The organism is Marinobacterium iners DSM 11526 (genome assembly GCF_900107855.1).
Taxonomy (GTDB): Bacteria; Pseudomonadota; Gammaproteobacteria; order Pseudomonadales; family Balneatricaceae; genus Marinobacterium; species Marinobacterium iners.
In genome coordinates, this window is sequence record NZ_FNRJ01000031.1 from 1 (window position 1) to 16630 (window position 16630).

Annotated in this window: 21 protein-coding genes and 2 pseudogenes; 13 read left to right on the forward strand and 10 right to left on the reverse strand. The window is 47.5% G+C overall.

All coding sequences use genetic code 11. The features are described from left to right. Together BLV48_RS19070 and BLV48_RS18070 are read left to right on the forward strand one after the other, a co-directional pair. Positions 1-876, forward strand: a pseudogene (locus tag BLV48_RS19070) (hypothetical protein); the annotation flags it as partial. Continuing rightward, on the forward strand, positions 876-1880 hold the full coding sequence (locus BLV48_RS18070) for a phage integrase (protein WP_091828179.1): 1005 nt from the start codon (positions 876-878) through the stop codon (positions 1878-1880). The pseudogene BLV48_RS19070 and the gene BLV48_RS18070, both read left to right, overlap by 1 nt. On the opposite strand, the gene BLV48_RS18075 is transcribed toward BLV48_RS18070, so the two are convergent. From BLV48_RS18075 to BLV48_RS18110, 7 genes are all read right to left on the reverse strand, one after another. Then, entirely contained in the window at positions 1829-2269 is a 441-nt protein-coding gene (locus BLV48_RS18075) for a hypothetical protein (RefSeq protein ID WP_091828180.1), read from the reverse strand. The two genes, BLV48_RS18070 and BLV48_RS18075, sit on opposite strands and share 52 nt — an antisense overlap. 437 nt (positions 2270-2706) lie before the next feature. Continuing rightward, complete coding sequence (locus BLV48_RS18085; RefSeq protein WP_091828182.1) at positions 2707-3783, reverse strand: site-specific integrase; 1077 nt, start codon at positions 3781-3783, stop codon at positions 2707-2709. Beyond that, complete coding sequence (locus BLV48_RS18090) at positions 3759-3938, reverse strand: hypothetical protein (protein ID WP_091828183.1); 180 nt, start codon at positions 3936-3938, stop codon at positions 3759-3761. The genes BLV48_RS18085 and BLV48_RS18090 overlap by 25 nt, the downstream gene beginning before the upstream one ends. Beyond that, positions 3935-4546 carry a hypothetical protein gene (locus BLV48_RS18095; RefSeq protein ID WP_091828184.1) on the reverse strand — a complete coding sequence of 204 codons (612 nt, stop codon included), beginning with the start codon at positions 4544-4546 and terminating at the stop codon, positions 3935-3937. Before BLV48_RS18095 ends, BLV48_RS18090 begins: the two co-directional genes overlap by 4 nt. 506 nt (positions 4547-5052) lie before the next feature. After that, complete coding sequence (locus tag BLV48_RS18100; RefSeq protein WP_091828185.1) at positions 5053-5343, reverse strand: hypothetical protein; 291 nt, start codon at positions 5341-5343, stop codon at positions 5053-5055. 367 nt (positions 5344-5710) lie between these two features. After that, positions 5711-6007, reverse strand: coding sequence for a hypothetical protein (locus BLV48_RS18105; protein ID WP_217633060.1), 297 nt, complete (start codon positions 6005-6007; stop codon positions 5711-5713). Between the two features lie 27 nt (positions 6008-6034). Then, entirely contained in the window at positions 6035-7666 is a 1632-nt protein-coding gene (locus tag BLV48_RS18110; RefSeq protein WP_175527731.1) for a replication endonuclease, read from the reverse strand. A 370-nt stretch (positions 7667-8036) separates the two neighbouring features. On the opposite strand from BLV48_RS18110, the gene BLV48_RS18115 reads away from it, so the two are divergent. Continuing rightward, the gene (locus BLV48_RS18115; protein ID WP_091828187.1) at positions 8037-9398 is read left to right on the forward strand and encodes a hypothetical protein; all 1362 of its coding nucleotides are present in this window, start codon (positions 8037-8039) and stop codon (positions 9396-9398) included. A gap of 217 nt (positions 9399-9615) precedes the next feature. On the opposite strand, the gene BLV48_RS18865 is transcribed toward BLV48_RS18115, so the two are convergent. From BLV48_RS18865 to BLV48_RS18125, 3 genes are all read right to left on the reverse strand, one after another. Next, positions 9616-9951 (reverse strand): hypothetical protein, encoded by a 336-nt coding sequence (locus BLV48_RS18865; RefSeq protein ID WP_139253977.1) that lies wholly within the window; start codon positions 9949-9951, stop codon positions 9616-9618. 44 nt (positions 9952-9995) lie between these two features. Next, the gene (locus BLV48_RS18120; protein WP_091828188.1) at positions 9996-10697 is read right to left on the reverse strand and encodes a phospholipase D family protein; all 702 of its coding nucleotides are present in this window, start codon (positions 10695-10697) and stop codon (positions 9996-9998) included. A gap of 99 nt (positions 10698-10796) precedes the next feature. After that, entirely contained in the window at positions 10797-11051 is a 255-nt protein-coding gene (locus tag BLV48_RS18125; RefSeq protein WP_091828189.1) for a DNA-binding protein, read from the reverse strand. Between the two features lie 116 nt (positions 11052-11167). Here BLV48_RS18125 and BLV48_RS18130 point away from each other — a divergent pair, with 116 nt between their 5' ends. From BLV48_RS18130 to BLV48_RS18180, 10 genes and pseudogenes are all read left to right on the forward strand, one after another. After that, positions 11168-11374, forward strand: a complete 207-nt coding sequence (locus BLV48_RS18130; RefSeq protein WP_091828190.1) for a hypothetical protein — start codon at positions 11168-11170, stop codon at positions 11372-11374. Beyond that, positions 11374-11598, forward strand: a complete 225-nt coding sequence (locus BLV48_RS18135) for a hypothetical protein (protein ID WP_091828191.1) — start codon at positions 11374-11376, stop codon at positions 11596-11598. Before BLV48_RS18130 ends, BLV48_RS18135 begins: the two co-directional genes overlap by 1 nt. 473 nt (positions 11599-12071) lie before the next feature. Next, a complete protein-coding gene (locus BLV48_RS18140; RefSeq protein ID WP_091828192.1) occupies positions 12072-12347 on the forward strand; it encodes a hypothetical protein in 276 nt (91 codons plus the stop codon). Positions 12348-12490: 143 nt separating this feature from the next. Next, positions 12491-12637, forward strand: coding sequence for a hypothetical protein (locus BLV48_RS19075; protein WP_175527732.1), 147 nt, complete (start codon positions 12491-12493; stop codon positions 12635-12637). Beyond that, entirely contained in the window at positions 12630-12866 is a 237-nt protein-coding gene (locus BLV48_RS18145; RefSeq protein WP_091828193.1) for a hypothetical protein, read from the forward strand. Before BLV48_RS19075 ends, BLV48_RS18145 begins: the two co-directional genes overlap by 8 nt. Further along, positions 12863-13075, forward strand: a complete 213-nt coding sequence (locus tag BLV48_RS18150) for a major capsid protein (protein WP_091828194.1) — start codon at positions 12863-12865, stop codon at positions 13073-13075. The genes BLV48_RS18145 and BLV48_RS18150 overlap by 4 nt, the downstream gene beginning before the upstream one ends. Before the next feature lie 125 nt (positions 13076-13200). Continuing rightward, on the forward strand, positions 13201-14457 hold the full coding sequence (locus tag BLV48_RS19080) for a hypothetical protein (RefSeq protein ID WP_175527733.1): 1257 nt from the start codon (positions 13201-13203) through the stop codon (positions 14455-14457). 3 nt (positions 14458-14460) lie between these two features. After that, positions 14461-14802 (forward strand): DUF2523 family protein, encoded by a 342-nt coding sequence (locus tag BLV48_RS18170; protein WP_091828197.1) that lies wholly within the window; start codon positions 14461-14463, stop codon positions 14800-14802. Between the two features lie 2 nt (positions 14803-14804). Next, positions 14805-16049, forward strand: coding sequence for a zonular occludens toxin domain-containing protein (locus BLV48_RS18175; RefSeq protein ID WP_091828198.1), 1245 nt, complete (start codon positions 14805-14807; stop codon positions 16047-16049). 69 nt (positions 16050-16118) lie between these two features. After that, positions 16119-16630: pseudogene (locus tag BLV48_RS18180) on the forward strand (hypothetical protein); the annotation flags it as partial.

Below are 16630 nucleotides of genomic sequence, written 5' to 3' on the forward strand. Positions count from 1 at the left end.
GATGTGCTTCAACACCAGATGGATGAATTGGCGGCTGGCTGGTTCGTAACCCCACCGTCACCCTGTGGCGTGGCTATCCATATCGCAACTGACTGGCAAGGTTGGGTACCACCGTCTGACTTTGTTGATCGGCTTACCTGTCGCTCCCAACGGGTAAATGATCGTAACGGGTTCCAGTCCCTTGAAGTTACCACCGGAGAAGTGGCCAGTATCTATGGCCGTGGTCAGTCCTACACCTTCGGCACAGTCTCCAGCTTGCAGGCCGCTCTGTACAACAAGTCACGGGAGATCGTTGCCCATGACAAGATCGATTGCTTCCATGGCATCTGGAATACCAAGATTGATCACAATCTGAAAACCCCTCTCTGGCAACCGGATCAGGACGTATGGCGTTTGGAGTTCCGTTTCTCTCAAACTGTGCTGAGGCAGTTTGCCGAGTACAACACCACCCAGGACAAAAAGTGCAACATGAGTACCTATGAGTCTGCCAGCCAGTATTTGCCTCACCTTTGGGCCTATGGGCTTGATCGGTTTCGTCTCGACTTTAACCGCACTTATGTTGATCCCTTCTGGACTGTTTTGTTTGAAGAAACCGAGTGGTGCAGACCTGCCCCTGACTTCATTTCCAAGCGGAAATACAAAACGGCTGGGATCGGGAACGAACGCAACGTTGCTCTTGCCCTGGGCAACCTCTTGTCGATCTACGCCAGGAACAATATCACCACTCGCAAGGCATGGAGCTGCCTAAAAAAGTCCGGTCTATGGCGTGATCTGATGGGGTATATCAAGGCCAGAGACCTCACAAAGGCTGACCTCTTTGATCTGATCGAGCGGGGCCTATTGGAGCGACGGCTAACGAGTAAGGTGGCAGCATAGTGGCGATTACTTCCTTACCCGATGGTCGTTGGAAGGTCGATATTGAACCGATCAAAGGGCGTCGTTTCCGCCGCATACTCAAGACGAAAGCGGATGCAAAACGCTTTGAGCTGGTGTGCAAACAGAAAGTTACCCTGGAACCTGAGTGGTCACCCAAAGCCAAGGACCTGCGGAAGCTGAGTGAGCTAGTCGAACTCTGGTATGACCTGCACGGCCACACCCTGCGCGATGGTGTGCGCAGGAAAACTGCGCTCATGAATATGGCGGCTCGCCTCAAGGACCCGGCAGCTATCAAGCTGACACCGACAGCGTACATGAAAGACCGTCGCAATCGTTCTGAATCAGGGATTACCGATAAGACACTGAACAATGAGCTGACGTATATCCGTGCGGTGTATAACGAACTCTATGCACTGGACCAGGTGAAATACGAAAACCCTTTGGCCAAGGTGAAACCGCTCAAGCTGCAGCAGATAGAATTATCCTGGTTAACACAGGATCAGATACAGGAGTTGCTCGACGTTATCCGCTCCCGATCGGCAGGGGCGAACCCTCACCTGGAGCTGATTGTACTGGTGTGTCTGGCAACGGGTGCCCGTTGGTCAGAGGCCGAAAACCTTAAACCGTCATCTGTACGGAATAGGGCAGTGACCTTTAGTAACACCAAAAACGGAAAGGTTAGAACTGTGCCCATCTCTCAGGAAATGGAACAACGGCTACTACAGCATTGGAAAACGTACGGACCTTTCACCAGTTCAATCGGTGCATTCCGCAGGGCATTGGAAAAGACCACGATAGAGCTACCCAAGGGCCAGGCAGCTCATGTGCTACGACATACGTTCGCCAGTCACTTCATGATGAACGGTGGCAATATCCTGACACTTCAGAAGATCCTCGGACACTCCGCCGTAACAGTCACAATGCGGTATGCACACCTGTCACCTGATCACCTTCAGGATGCGGTGCTTTTCTCGCCTGTGTTGGGGCTATCAGAGCCTGCCTGATTCCTGAGGGCGGCTACTTCCAGCTCAAGTTTCTCTTTCTCTAGCCTGAGTATGTCATCATGAAAGGGTTGTACTTGCTTTGACCACCTTGTGAAGCCTGACCACGAAACAAGAATCCCGATAGCAAGGATGACCCCTATAACGTAGGTGTAATGTGTCCTGTTACTTACGGCTACGTCTATCTGTCGTTTGTATAGCTTTTCGTGCTCTTCCGCTTGTTTGGCAGATTCGTCAATTACAAGCAACTTTTCGAGATTAGAAATGATGCTCTGGTTGGCATGTTGATTGTTCAAGACAAATAAAACAAACGCAGTGATGATGATGACGAGGCCAAATGTGGCCTGAAACTTGTATATGTTATCAGTGGAAATCGGAACTCTTGGGTCCATGATCAGCTCAACTCCATTTCAGCATTGAAGGAGTTGTATAGCTGGTGAGCGTCGCTGCTGTAAAGACGGTTTCGACACTTCGGGGAAGGAGAGAGGTCCAAAAACGAAAAAAGCCTGTAAAAACAGGCTTTTAGCTTTTTCAATTTGGTGGAGGTGGCGGGTTTCGAATCTTCCATTTTCCCCAGTATTCCAACGGCTTAGGTTAATTAGCGCCCCATATGAGACAACGATAGTAACAGTAACTGCTCAGATCCTCACGTACTTATACGTTTTTAGTCCTAATGCTTGAGCCCAAAGCTTTGCAGTATCCTTGTTTCCCGCATGAGGCACCTTTCGAAGATCGAGCTTGTCAATCAAGTGATAACCATCCTGAATCCTCGAGGGGTTGAAAACGTACCACTGCACAACCTCGTGTGTGCTTGCCAACACGTAGCTCTTCATTCCGTTATCCATCGTCCATAAGTCTTGCGAATCATGCCCCAGTCTTTATGCCCCATTTGTTGGGCTACCCACAAGGGGTTTCTGCCCTGGGATAGGTGATATGAAGCGAAAGTGTGTCGCGTTTGGTAAGGATTACGATAGGAAACTCCTGCAGCTTCAAGAGCTGGAATCCAAACACGCTTTCTAATGATGTGGTCGCCCGCCCAGGGTTTGTTTGTCGTCGGATCGTGGAAAACACGAGTTAGTTTCCCTGTGTGAGGGAGCTGGGCTTCCAAAGCGGCTAGAGCACTCGGTTGCAGATCGACAGATCTGAGCCCGGAAGCCGTCTTTGTCGATTTTTCCCGCCGGCGCACGATGGCTTTCCGTACATGGACCCTGCCACCGGTAAGATCTACATCCTGCCAGCGTAGGGCGATGAGTTCAGATGTGCGAAGGCCGGACCAGAAGGCAAACTGGATCAAGTTACGGCACTGATCGTCAAGCTGGGCGAGTATCCTATCGATTTCGTCCAGGTTAAATGGCTGAGGCTCTCTGGTTTCTGGTGAAAGATACCGGAATCTATCCATAGGATTTTGGTCGATCAGACCATCGTAGAAAGCATCCTGGAGGGCTTGTCGGAGCGGTCCCAGGACGTTGTTGATTCGCTTGTTCGAGATCGAGAGTTCATCCAACCATTCATAGACGTAAGACACATTGAACTCATCGAGTGTCAGATCGCCGAAGGCTGGGATCAGGTGGTAATAGATGGCACTGTTGTAGTCCCTAATAGTGCTGTGCTGACAGCGCTTTTCAGTTTTCTTGATCCACTGCTTCAACTGCTCCTCTACCGTAACCAGGGCGCCTTTATTTCTACCGAATTTCAGGGCGTTCTTGCTGGTTGGAAAGTGGTGAGCATAGTCAAAAGTTCCCATAGCGATTTGGTATAGGATAGCCTCCCGTTTACGGGAGGCCTCCTTGATCGCTGTCTTGGTGGGTTTGACTCTGAGTGTTTCGCGGCAACGCTGACCCATGTAGCTGAAGTCCAGGACGATGCTGTCCCCTCTGGCTCTTACGCCAGTTTGCCTTCTATCCATGCTTCCACCGCTACTACATTGATAAAAATCCGACCGTTGGCAGCTTTCGTCCAATGAATCCTTTCACGCCATGTACCTTTCTTCTTAAGGGCGCGTATCGATTCTTTCGACATCCCTGAATCTTCAGAGAATTTATCAAGAGTTTTCCATTTCACTTTTCATTACCTCCTGGCATAGGACCATATAATTCCTCAAAAATGCTTTTTTGGTTAAATGATCCATATGTTAGAGGAGTATCTGTAACTTCTAGTAAAATTACATGTAAACGGTCATATCTATTAACTATTGCTGGGAAGAATGAGTCAGGGTTTTTTATTAATGAGGCAGTATCGTTATCAATATATACTTTGACGGCAATTAGAAAGTGCTGTTTTGAATTGGATATTATCTCACGTATCTTGCTTTCGATATGAGAGCGAAAATCTGAGGCGTTTTTAAAATCTTGGTTTACGAAGCTAAGGTGTGATTCACGATGCTTGAATATGAATTCACCGTTTTCATCTCTTTCAACGCCGATCATCCCTTCAGGAGGGATTCCATTATTTCCACCGGTTTCGTGGAAATATTGTGCGGATATATTTTCTTCGTTGGGATTAGAATTAAATATTATTCGACGCTTGAGTTCGCGCCAGGAGCTAAATCCCTCACTATGAGCAACCTGTTCGAGTGCCTCATGTTTAGGTAAACCATCTTGCTTAACTATATGATGTGCAAGACGCTTCAGCTTTTTAAGGCGAAGTTCAGAAGGTGTAAGCTTTGGCATAATAGCCCTCAATTAAATAACTATCGCCCACTAATAGATCAATTAAAGGGATATCATAAATCGGGGTGGGGCGCTTGCATGGGGGCTTTACCAAATGTGGGCGGTAGGCGCAGGCCAGGCACCTGAAAGAGAAACTATCAAAACATTCGTAATCATGCAAGACAGGAAGCAACTCTGAGAACATTGTTCGATTACCTTAAGCCAGTTTGATAGCAAAATTAATCCAGGGAGTGATCGAATAGATCGATTTTGATATCATTTAGGGGCGCGCTGCTTTCGTCGCCTCGCTTCCTGCTCCTCCCATAGGTTCGTCGCGAATCACTCTCTCCTCTAGCAGTTGGTAAATACTAACAACGACGAATCACGATTTGCGAAAATGCTATCAAAACGCAACCAGGTAACGGCGACCTGGTAAGAATTCTGATATCAAAAAAGCGGTTGAACAGGGGGAGGGCTACGCCCTCCGGGCCGCTGCACTTGAAAGCTCGAGGTCGAGGTACCGGCGGTTAACCTGTTGCGCGTAGACCTGTTGTGTCAGGCCGCCTATCCGGCTGATCGTCGCTTGCGTGCTTCTCCGTGCGCTGCTGTGCTGCGTTCAGCCGTTCGACGGACATCTGCTTGAAGCAAACCGATTGCAGAGCTACAAAGTCGGCTTCAAGGCGTTCAGTCAGACACGTGATTAGGCTGGCGTACTGATCCTCCTCGGGAATCAGATTACGCATTTCGCCGAAGGCTGATACAGAACGCCGAACATCTTTCAGTGCATCGTAAACTTCCATTTCCTGATCTGTTGCCATGGTCATTTCTCCTTGTCTTTACGGTTAATCCGGATCAGGTCTGCCGGTCCGGGTGGTCAGTGTCGTCTATGAATCTTACGTGGTGGTGGACGAGGGCAGTTGTCGTTATACAGTGGCTCCCCATCGTATTCGAAAATTAGCCACTCTAGGTCAAACCGGGCGTAGGCTATTTCTCTCAGTTTCAGCTCGAACAGCAAGCAGAGTCGTACCCAGGCTTGGCCCTCTAATTCCGCTGGTTTATCACTCTGCAATAAACGCCAATACTTTAGGAACTCTCGAACAATAAAATCGAGATAAGCCGCTGTTGAAGAGCCGTGCTCCCTTCGTGCCTGCTGCTCAATATCATCGAGATGGTAAAGAAATGGATCTAGCCGTCGAGACATGTTTTTTCCACCAAAATGAAGTCTCCGCAAAATTCTGTCTTACAAAGCTGCTCTAACTTATTAGGAAATCTGATGATTACTTCTATCTCGTCGTTTAGGGTCAGAACGCCGCAGACGATCCCAATTACTTCAATGGGTGGCTTCGGCAGATGTGCTCGATCTTGAATACGAATAACTTCTTTGTAAAAAAGAGATACAGCCTCATTCAGTTCAAAACTCAGTTCAGGATTCCAATCACCAAAGGTTTCTATGTCGTAATCTCTGCTCATATTCATCGCCACATTTTCTCTTGATTTGACAGCGTACACTTATTGACACAAGTCCAAGGCGGCGTACCGCCGCACACCTGTTCCCCTACGTTCACAGGTGTGTGGTGGTACGCCTTTTGGGACCAGTTTCCATAGTCGTGATCGTGTAATGATCTCCTGAGCCTCCACGAGGAGTCCGACAAGGCGCGGTGCCTTCGCATCGCCAAAGCGGGTGATGGCATCCTCTTGGATTTCACCAGTATCAGGATCGGCAAGCTGCTTGCGTTCATACAGGGACTGGATAGGGCGCAGAATGCGGCGCATGATAGGACCGCCCATAACCATGACGAATGCAGCCCATTCGGCGGCATCTGCCGCCTGAATGGCGCTGTGCAGCAGTTCTGAGTCGTTGCGTTCATTGTCTGTGCGGGCCAGCCGTCTGAGTTCTCGCCAGACCGTCACACTGGGGCCGCCGATGAACTGGAACTGGCGAATATTGTAGGTACTCGACCAGGCATCAATGGCACGAGCCGAGTCCTTGGCATCAAGGCCGCGCAAATCGGTGTCGAGGTTTTCGCCGTCAATGTTTTTGGCAACGTACTTGGCAACATAGCCGGCAGCACTGCCACGGCTCAAGTCTATGCGCTTGGCGGTGAATCGGTGCTTGGCCGCTCCACGTTCGTCAGGATCGGAGCGCAGGGAGTATTCACGGAAGATGGCGCGTACCTGCTCGCACTGTTCGGCAGGCATGAACAGCAGCAGGTGCCAGTGGGGTGTGCCATCGTGGTTCGGTTCTACCACTCGCAGGCCGTACACGTTCAGGTCGTTGCGGTGGAGCTTGGCACGGATACAACGGAACAACTCTGTCAGGTACTTGTGTGCTTCATCGGGTGCGGTGCCGTCATACTTCGTGTTAGAGCCGCCACGCTTCAACCGTGCGTGCATTCTTGACGGTGTGGTGATGGTGTAGAACTCCCCAACGTGCCCCAGATGCTGGGCGACCATTTCGAAGCCCTTGATACGGGTCATCAGTTCCGCACGGCGCACGGCTGGATTGGATACCGAGCGATCGTGCAGGTCTTTCAGGGAGAATTGTTGTCCCGCATCGTTTTCTATGTAGGTATTTTGCAGATACTCGGCTGTCTTGGCCTTTTGGCGTCGGCGGCTTTCTCTTGTGTAGCTGCTGGAGTAGGCGGAACGTTGTGAACAGACCAGTCCCAAATCCCGCGCTATCGACTCAATGGTTCGGCGCTGTAGCTTCTGCACTTTCCGCAGCCACCAGCCCTCATTGCACAGCCGCTTAATGCAGGGCAGGAGGTCACCTTCAAAATCCTTGGGGAGTGGAGGAGTGAGCCGGTATTTCTCAGCCTGTGCCCTGAGTGCCTGGAAAGATTCTGGCGAGTACCGTGCCCGCTCCGCAGCTTGGGTGCATTCAAGCGCACGGGAACGACAAAAGGTTTTCAGGCTATCAAGGTCGGCAGACAGGTTAAGGTCGTGAACCGTTAGGCGCTGGTCTACGTCCAGCAGGTTGCGGTTGGCTTGAACGTAGCTGCTTTCATGAACGGTCAGCAGGTAAGACTTTGCCAGCTCAGAGCATAGCGACTCATGGCGCAGGAATAGCTGTTTACGGAAGTCGTGGCATTCATGGGTGCCATGTTGCCTGAGAAGGTCGCAAGCCGAGTCCGGCGTCAACGGTGACGAAGATGTGACGAAATCGTGCCGAGCTGGGGACCAGCTTGGACCATTCGGGACAACGTCAGGGAAGTGGTGTAACCGGCTGCAAGCCGCGTATTCCGTGGCTTGCAGTGGTCTGGAACGGTCTGGGCAGTTCCTGAATTTGGTGGAGGTGGCGGGTTTCGAACCCTATTCAGAGGCTTTTCGTTGTTCCGCTATGTGCCGCTATATCAGTAAAATCAATACATTAGCCTGTGCCAAGATGCTGGTTGCAGAGCTATGCTCAGCAGTGTTTTCGACACTTTTTCGACACCTGTCTGACTACTTAGTGGACGGTAAATAAAAAAACTGATAATAATATAGTATTTTTTGGTAAAAGGAATTTGCTTTGAATAATAATCAAATAAAAAATATTAAAATCCATCTGAACAGCTTGAAAACAGTAGAGCTAGAAAAGCTGATGGCAAGAAAATACGGTAATAGCAATATTGAAAGCGTCATGATTGGTGATTATACGGCGTTGCAGTATTATCATATTTTTAATAAGGTTGTTGGTCAGTTTCAAGGAGAAATTGATTCCGATTATGCTCATGCACTCCCTATCCAATATAATTTTGGAAATGAGTACGGATCTGGTAATATTTTATCTGATCTTGAGCATTTAATTAATTTAATAAGCAATATGAATTTTGATCGTAGTGTTCAGCTTATAAATAAGTTAATACACTATCAGGCTTTAAATGGTTTTTGGGAGAAAAACAAGAGAAAGTTTTTTTCTAGTTCAGAGCTAGATTTATTTGAGAGCAAAAAAAATATTGAACTTTCATCGTCCCATCTTTTGGAAGTTTCAAATAGGATGGCCCAGTCTTTTGAAGAATTAGAAAATCAGAAAGAGGCACTTGAGAACTTATTGAAATCCAAGAAAAGCGAGCTTCGTGAAATCGAAGCCCTTCTGGTGGCTGCAAGAAGTCATACAGATGAAATTAACAATATTCATAACTCTTCATCTCAAGTATCTGAAAAGATAAACTCTAACTATAAAAGTTCATTAGAAAAAGTTGAAGAAATAAAATCTGATAGTGATAAATTTAAGAAAAAAATTGATGATCTAAATGTGACAATTGGGACAATAGAGGATACTTACCAGAATCAGCTTGCTAATTTTAGTGATCTTTCTAATTCGTTTAATGATAAATTGGATTTTGTAGAATCTAAAGTAGATTATTTTAATGATCGAAATTCATATTTAGATGACTTGATTGGTCGTGAAGTAGGCGCTTCACTTTTTGAAACATTTAAGCAGCGTAAAAATGAAATATCACCATCGATTAGATTTTGGAAGTATGCCATTCCTGTTGCTGTTGTCGGAACGATTTTGTGGATAGGTGTTCTATTTGGAGATGAAAATTTTTCTAATCTCAGTTGGCAGGCAATATTGGTGAATTCATTGAAGGCATTTCCTGCTATTGGCTTGCTTCTCTTTGCAATCTCTCAATATGTTAAGGAGCGGAATTTTCAAGAGGAATATGCTTTTAAATCCGCAGTAGCACTTACTGTTAATTCTTATGCAGAACAAATTATAAATACAGATAATAGAGATGCACTAATAATGCAGTCTGTTGCAAGAATATATAAAAGTCCTATTTATTCAAAGCATGAGTCAAAAGAATATAGTTCCATTTTGGGAATGTCAAAAGAAGCGATTGACAGTGCTAAGTCAATCTTATCTAAAACGGATAGAAAAGAGTGAAAATTATTTGATTTTGCTTGGTGTTTTTTTACAAATCCAAAATAGTCATAAGGTAGTTACCGCTTCTATTCAATATATTTGATCATATCTCTTTAAGAATGAACCACCCAATTTTAGTTTGAAACCTTTTTCTCTGTTTTTTATAATTTTAAAGCCCTCCTATTATTGGAGGGGTGTTTTTTTAAAATTCTGTCATGTTTATTTTAATCAACCATGCCTACCTTGCATTGGTAAAGCTTAGTTTCCGCCACTTTATGTGTGTTATCAAATTTCCGTTTGTTTGAACGATGTAGGTTATGCCTCTATCCTTCATATCGTATTCGTAGATTCTTCCGTGAGTGTAGTTTCTATTATCACATTCCGGGTTTGATGGTTTCATGCATACTTTACCGCTGTAACTTCTTGATGGTCTTATATGCTCATGCAATTCAGATATTTGGTCGCCTTTTCTTATAAGCACCTTTCCATGTTTTAACCGTATATCTGAACTTGCTGCTACCCAGGAAGAGGTGGTCAAAATTGCCAGAACCATTAATACTTTGATTAGTTTCATATATCCTCCTTGATATGAGTATGCTTTAGAGGCTCGGGTGAAGCTTATACTTTTAGATCAGTAGGCCATATGAAATATGACCCGAAGCGTTTGCTGTATTTGTATTCACCACCAATGTTTTTTCCTGCCTCCGTAATGTGGGTTTTATCACCGTTTTCCTGCAGATAGCCTTTTTCGATACATTTCTTAAGGAAGTCTTGTGTTGATAGTCCCAGTATCTTGGCTAACTTTGATGATGTTATTTTTGTATTTTCGTCACTTGAGGGCTTGGTTGTGCTTGCGTTGGTGTCTTCTGATTTTATTTTTTCAAGTGACATTCTCACTTCATCGCTGACTCGTATGATGCGCTGTGCTTCTTCAAAGGTGTCCCGGTATAGATCTGGATCGTCTGATCTGGATAGATAGATACCCATTTCGTTGTTGTTGATTTGGCTGAATTCGTACAGGTTTAGACTTGTAATAATAGCGCTTTCTTCATTGAGATAGCATTTCGCATGTAGGTTTTTACAGAAGCTGGTTCTGATGTAGTCTAATTCGCGCAGCCAACTAACCTCGTCCGGGTGTAGGTCGTTTTTGCCGTATACGATCCTAATATCGATTTTAAGTCGGTTTTTGTCTTCTAGGAGTTCTTTTACTCGATCGTTTAGGCGCAGGAAGGGGCTGATTAGGATCAATCTTTCAGATGCTTGTTTTATAAGCTCTTCAAGAAAGTAGTTAGTTGCGCTCGTGTTTAGAAATTTGGCCATTGGTCTTTCCTTGATCGGTTACTCATGCTTATCCCTCCTTGTTGTTGAACCAGCGCTCCATCGCTTGTTTTGCGACTGCCAGCCCGCGTTTACTGCTCTTCAGCCTGAGTGCTTTACTTGGTCAAGTTTTGGGCTGATTTGACCCGCTTCAGGTGCAACGTTTCCAGTTAGTAGCCAAAGCGCATATTGTGGATAAATTTTTGATAGCGCTTCGGCTTCATCAATGCCTAGGCGTGCTTTTCCCCGTTTGATGTTCTGCCATCGTACATATTCTTTGCTGTTCGGAACGGCCAGGTCTTTAAGACTTGTTCTTTCAAGCAATAGCAATGCTCTATCTAAAGCCTTTTCGACCATTTAAAAATCCAATAAATGTTCTATATACATAAACGGGAGGTAGTGTATTATCAACATATGTTCATAGAACATAGTTAACCAAAACCCTAACAACACACGATTATAGGGGCGCAACCATGGAACAACAACCGATTACCCCAGTCGCAACGCCGGTCCCGCCACTCATGCCGTGGCGTGAATTCGCTGACTGGATTCGAATGGAACAGTCGGTAGTACGTGGCTGGATCGAGAATGGTTACCTTCCATCCGAGCGTATTGGCAAACATCGTCTGGTTAATATTGCGCTCCTGTCTCAGCAGCTGCTTGAGAAGGAGTCGATCTGATGAGCTTCCTCAACGGCACCAAAGTCGGTTTTCGTTTCTGTGCATGGAGTCTGGAGCAGGGCAGACCTCTCCCTGACAAGATTCCACACAATCCGCGTTTCAATGTTTTTCAGCGTGGTTTTGTGGCGGCAATAGATTCCGCTCACATCTTGGCTGAAGGCTTTGCGGCCGGTTCTGTTGCTACTGCTCCTGGCAGAGAGGTGCCGTCATGTCAGCAGCAGTAGCAGGCGGAGCCGTTGCAGCGGTTATCCGTACAGACAAATCCCAAAATGATTCAGCGGCACTCTGTGCAGGCTCCGTCTCAGCCTTGATCTTCAGGCTTATGCTTTCGACGGTCCTCGTAGTGTCGTTTGTCTACTGGCTGTCTACGTCTTCTCAACTGGCAGAGTCCATCCAGGGCATTTGCCAATCCTCTCCCGCTTATCAGGGCTGCACCCCTGATGGGGGCGTCAGTGCTAACAGCCCTGACGTTAATTCGATTGGCTGGACCGATGAATAAACGGCTCCGCCAACTTGTGGTACCGGCAAAGGACATCGGCTTTTGCCTGTTGTGTGGTTCAAAACCCTGTAAGTGTGAACAGAAAAAACAAGAGTATGAGCAGTATTTAAAATCCTTTGATCTGGAAGCGTGCATCGAAAAATGGCGCTCTAAACGATCAAGAAAGGAAAAATCTAACTCAGCCAAATAGGTGAAGTCATGGAATTTACAGCACAAATTGATGCCCTTCAGGTGTCCCGCTATGAAATCGACGGTAACAAGGGTGCCAGCATTATGGCCCTGGGGGAAAAGCTTGAAAGCGAAAACCTAGCCGGTAAAGAAGTCATCAAATACGCCTGTCCTTACGACCTGTTTTCCCAGCTTGGGGCATCGCTCCCTGCAAGGCTTGATTGCGTTATGGCCATCAGTCAGGCCGGTGGCAACAAGGGCAAGGTAGTCGTTAAGTCCGCCAAGCTGGCAGTTGCTCAGAAGTGATTACCCACCCCTGTTACGGCCACGCTGCCTGATTGAATAGCGCCCTCGGATCGGCGGGGGTCGCGTAGCGACGTCCGACCGATCGGCGCAAGAGGCAGCGGGCTAGCTACAGCACGTGACGCACATAAGCGGGATATAGATGCATGAACAGCCTTGAAGCAATAGAGCTCTTTTTTCTGATCGCGCCCTTGAACGTGCTTTCTGTGTTCGTGGCGCTTCTTCTGTATGACCTTGTTGGTTGGCTGACTTCCCTGTTCCCGCCGCGATCAAAGGCTGTTGATCGTGGCTGATGTACTGATTTGCACCGATTGGAACGCCACCGCAGCCACCTGCGACAGCGTCACCCTGGTGCCCAATGTCTACCTGTTCAGCAGTGGCTCGGTTCAACAGATCGATCTACTGCTGAATGGGGGATTCGACCCTCAGGCCTTTGGAATCGGCTTCGTGGGTTTTATGTCTCTGTTTGCTATCGGGTTAGCAACAGGTTTGGTTGTTTCTCAGTTGAGGAAAATTCGATGAAAAATGTATTCAAGAAAGTTGGTTATGGCCTGTCCACTGCGGCTGCATTCGTGGGGGCTCAGGCCCAGGCGGCCATTGATGTTACAGCCGTTGGTACCGAGATTGAGGCCGCTGGTAATGCTGCCAGTTCTACCGGCACGTATGTGATCGCAGCGGTTGCCGCTGTTTGCGGTGTAGGTCTGATTATCGGCCTGATCCGCCGAATCTAATGATCTGGTCCCTGTTGCTTGGTGCCTTTGCTGCATCCATGTTTATTACAGGGTGCCGTCTAGGCTGGTACGTTTAACAAGGGGCCTTCGGGCTCCTTTTTTATTTAACTCTTTGGGGCTAGTAAATGAAATCTTATTTCACCCGTTTTATTTTGCCCTTATTGTGCTCGCTGCCGCTCTTTTTGTCGCAACCATCTAGAGCGTCCGACTTCTTTTATTATTATGGCAATTACAAAGGAGCAACTGCAGAGGAGGCCTTATCAAATCTTGTTTCTGATTTCTCTCCGTATACCTCAGGTGCTTATAAATATGTTTCACGATCTGCTGAGGGCTGTCCCGAATTTTCAACGTCTGGAACGCCTCCTGCCTGGTATGACTGCTATTATCGTACGTATTTTTATTACTCAGGATCAGAAACATTAGCATCAAGCCTTTCTGACGTCCGATTCAAACGGAATACATGTACGGCTGAACAAATTGCTGATCCAAGTCATGCGTGCTATTCAGAACCTGAACCGGAATGCCCTGCTCCTGGTACATCCTTTTCAGGCACTCCCAATATTGATGCCCTTGGTTCATACGGTGTTGATGCTGATGGCTGTCAAGTTGTACCTGTTTATCAATGGTTGCCGCCGTCTGAATGTCATGACGGATCGGGCCAGGCGTGCCGTGTTGTTTCCGGTTATCAGTATGGTGATACAGCACCTGAGATACCGCCTAAACCGTGCTATGACGAAAACGGTACGTTAACGGGCACTGTCTCCCCCAATGTGAGTTGCCCAACCGGTGGTAGTCCTGGTGATGACGGCTCCGGTGACGGATCAGGCGATGGCTCCGGTGACGGATCAGGCGATGGTTCCGGTGACGGATCGGGCGATGGCTCCGGTGACGGATCGGGCGATGGTTCTGGTGACGGATCGGGCGATGGCTCCGGTGATGGATCGGGCGATGGCTCCGGTGACGGATCGGGCGATGACTCCGGTGACGGATCGGGCGATGACTCTGGTGAAACTGATAAGACCATCTGTTCTGAACCTGGTATGTCTGAAACCTTGATGTGTCAATCCTTCGATTATCAGTCTCAAGGTGACTCCGAAGGCCGAGAACCTGACGGATTTGATATTGATCCGCTCGAACAGGAGATAGAACAGGAGTGGTCAAAATTACGCGACGTTATCACGGATACCCGCTCTAAAATTTCAAACACATTTAGTTTATCCCTTTCGGGTGGGGGTGGTGCACTGCCGTGTTTTCCTATAGTCGACTGGAACGGTGTGACCCGTCAGACCTGCCTGTCTGATTATAGTAGTGAGCTGAGCGTTTTGGCGGCTGCAATATTTTTTATGTGCGTGATTGTTGGCATTCTTATTATACTGAGGTGATCCATGCTTGAATTTTTCAATGATGTTATTTCATTCTTTGGTGACATTAAAGATTGGATTTATTCGGGAATTTACACATTCACCGTTGATGCATACGCCTATTTTATTAAGCAGTCAGTTAAAGCCTATATTGGATTTTTGATTACTGCGATTCCTTTCGCCTGGGATGTGGCTCAATCCATTATTGACGACCTTAATATTTCATCCTATCTGGATAGTGCTTGGGGCACTTTGGATGCTCCCACCCGTAGTGTTCTAGCGTACTTGCGTATCCCTGAAGGCATTAATTTTATTCTCTCATCCGCTGTTACTCGCTTTGTTCTCAGGTTTATTCCGGGGTTCTAATTATGTCTATTTCTATTCACCACGGTGCAAACGGCTCTTTTAAAACGGCTGGTGTTATATCGGATTATTTCATTCCTGCAGCCAAGGCGGGCAGGGTTGTAGTTACGAACATTAGGGGTGTCAGCCGTGAACGTACCTTCCTGCATATGCAAGATGTACCTGATTCCTTCGATGTTGTGTTTATTGATACCGATACCCGTCAGGGGCGTTATCAGATGGCCACCTGGTTCCACTGGGCACCTTTGGGTGCTCTGTGCCTCTTTGATGAATCCGGTGTCATGTTTCCAAAGGCGTGGCGTCAAAAGGACCTGGATGCTCTCGACTATCCAGGGGGACCTGATCAGGCTTCCATTGATGGCAGGCCGGCAAACTGGATCGAAGCCTGGGAGATGCACCGACATTTCAACTGGGACATTGTATTAACCGCTCCCAATATCAAATCCATACGTGACGACATTCGCCAGACGACTGAAGGCGCGTACAAGCACAAAAACAAGGCCCTTCTAGGTCCTATGTTCAGGGGTTATAAAGAGGGATATCACGATGCTCAAAAAAACGGACAATCCGCCTCAGACTTTGACGTCATACGAGATAAACGGGTTAACCCTTTGGTCTTTAGACTCTACGACTCCACAAAAACGGGTGTCGCGTCTCAAACGCTTAATGGCTTTAACCTCTTTAAATCGCCTCGTATCGTATTTGCGCTGGGTATTGCCATTTCCGCTTTCGTCTATGCAACCGCCACCGGAGGGTATGAAATCCTCTTGGGTACTCGGACTACTACGCAAGCTCAGCCAATTGCTCCTGCTCCCGATCCGTCTGTTGATCTCTCTTCTCAAGCTCCTGTACCCGTTTCTGTCGTTCCTCCTGTTCCGGTTGATGATTCTGATAACCGTGATGTGGTGCCTCGCCCAGACCGTCAAGCTGGTTCTATAGACTCTGGTCCCCTCTCTGGTTTGAGGTTGTGGATCTCGGGTTATGTGACGGCACCCAACCGGATTTATTACTCACTGAGTGTCCTGGTTGATGGTGATCCAGTTGAATACCTGGCATCCGACCTGCGTCAAATGGGCTATCAGTTCAATGGTTATGGCCGCTGCTACGGCGAAATTGTCTATCAAGGTGAATCGTATCCCGTGACGTGTGTTCCCCTGGTACTTCGCAATGACAGTTTGGGCCCGTCCGGGGCGGTGCGTGAGGGGCGAAATGTTGAGCATACGAACGCACCGCCCCGGACGGCCCTGTAGCACGTCTCAAATAAATACACGAAATACCCTGTTACTACGCAATACACCCTTGTTAATCAGGTGCAGCTGATGAAAAAAGAATCGTTGATCCGTTTTGATGAAAACTTTGAGCACTCCGATACAGGGCGAAACTTTGTCGCTCCTACGGGTGACATAATCGACCTATCAGGAGTTCGGATTTTGGACAGCTCAATTGATACTGTTCGACAACTCTATAATGGCATGTTGAACCATGACCTCCTGGACGAACTTGAGGAACGGCTAGAGGCTGAGCATCGACCTGTTATTGAGTACCAGGGGCACTTATGGCGGCTCCGTCGTGGTGGAAAGGCTGGTTTCAGGTTTTTGCTGCAGAATGCCGAATTCGGCGTTGTCATTCTGATCAAGAACTCCCACACCACCGCAGATAGGGCAGGGAGTCACTGCAAGATTGAAGTATCTCCTAAGCTTATTCGTGATCAGTCTCCTGATGTGCTTCAACACCAGATGGATGAATTGGCGGCTGGCTGGTTCGTAACCCCACCGTCACCCTGTGGCGTGGCTATCCATATCGCAACTGACTGGCAAGGTTGGGTACCACC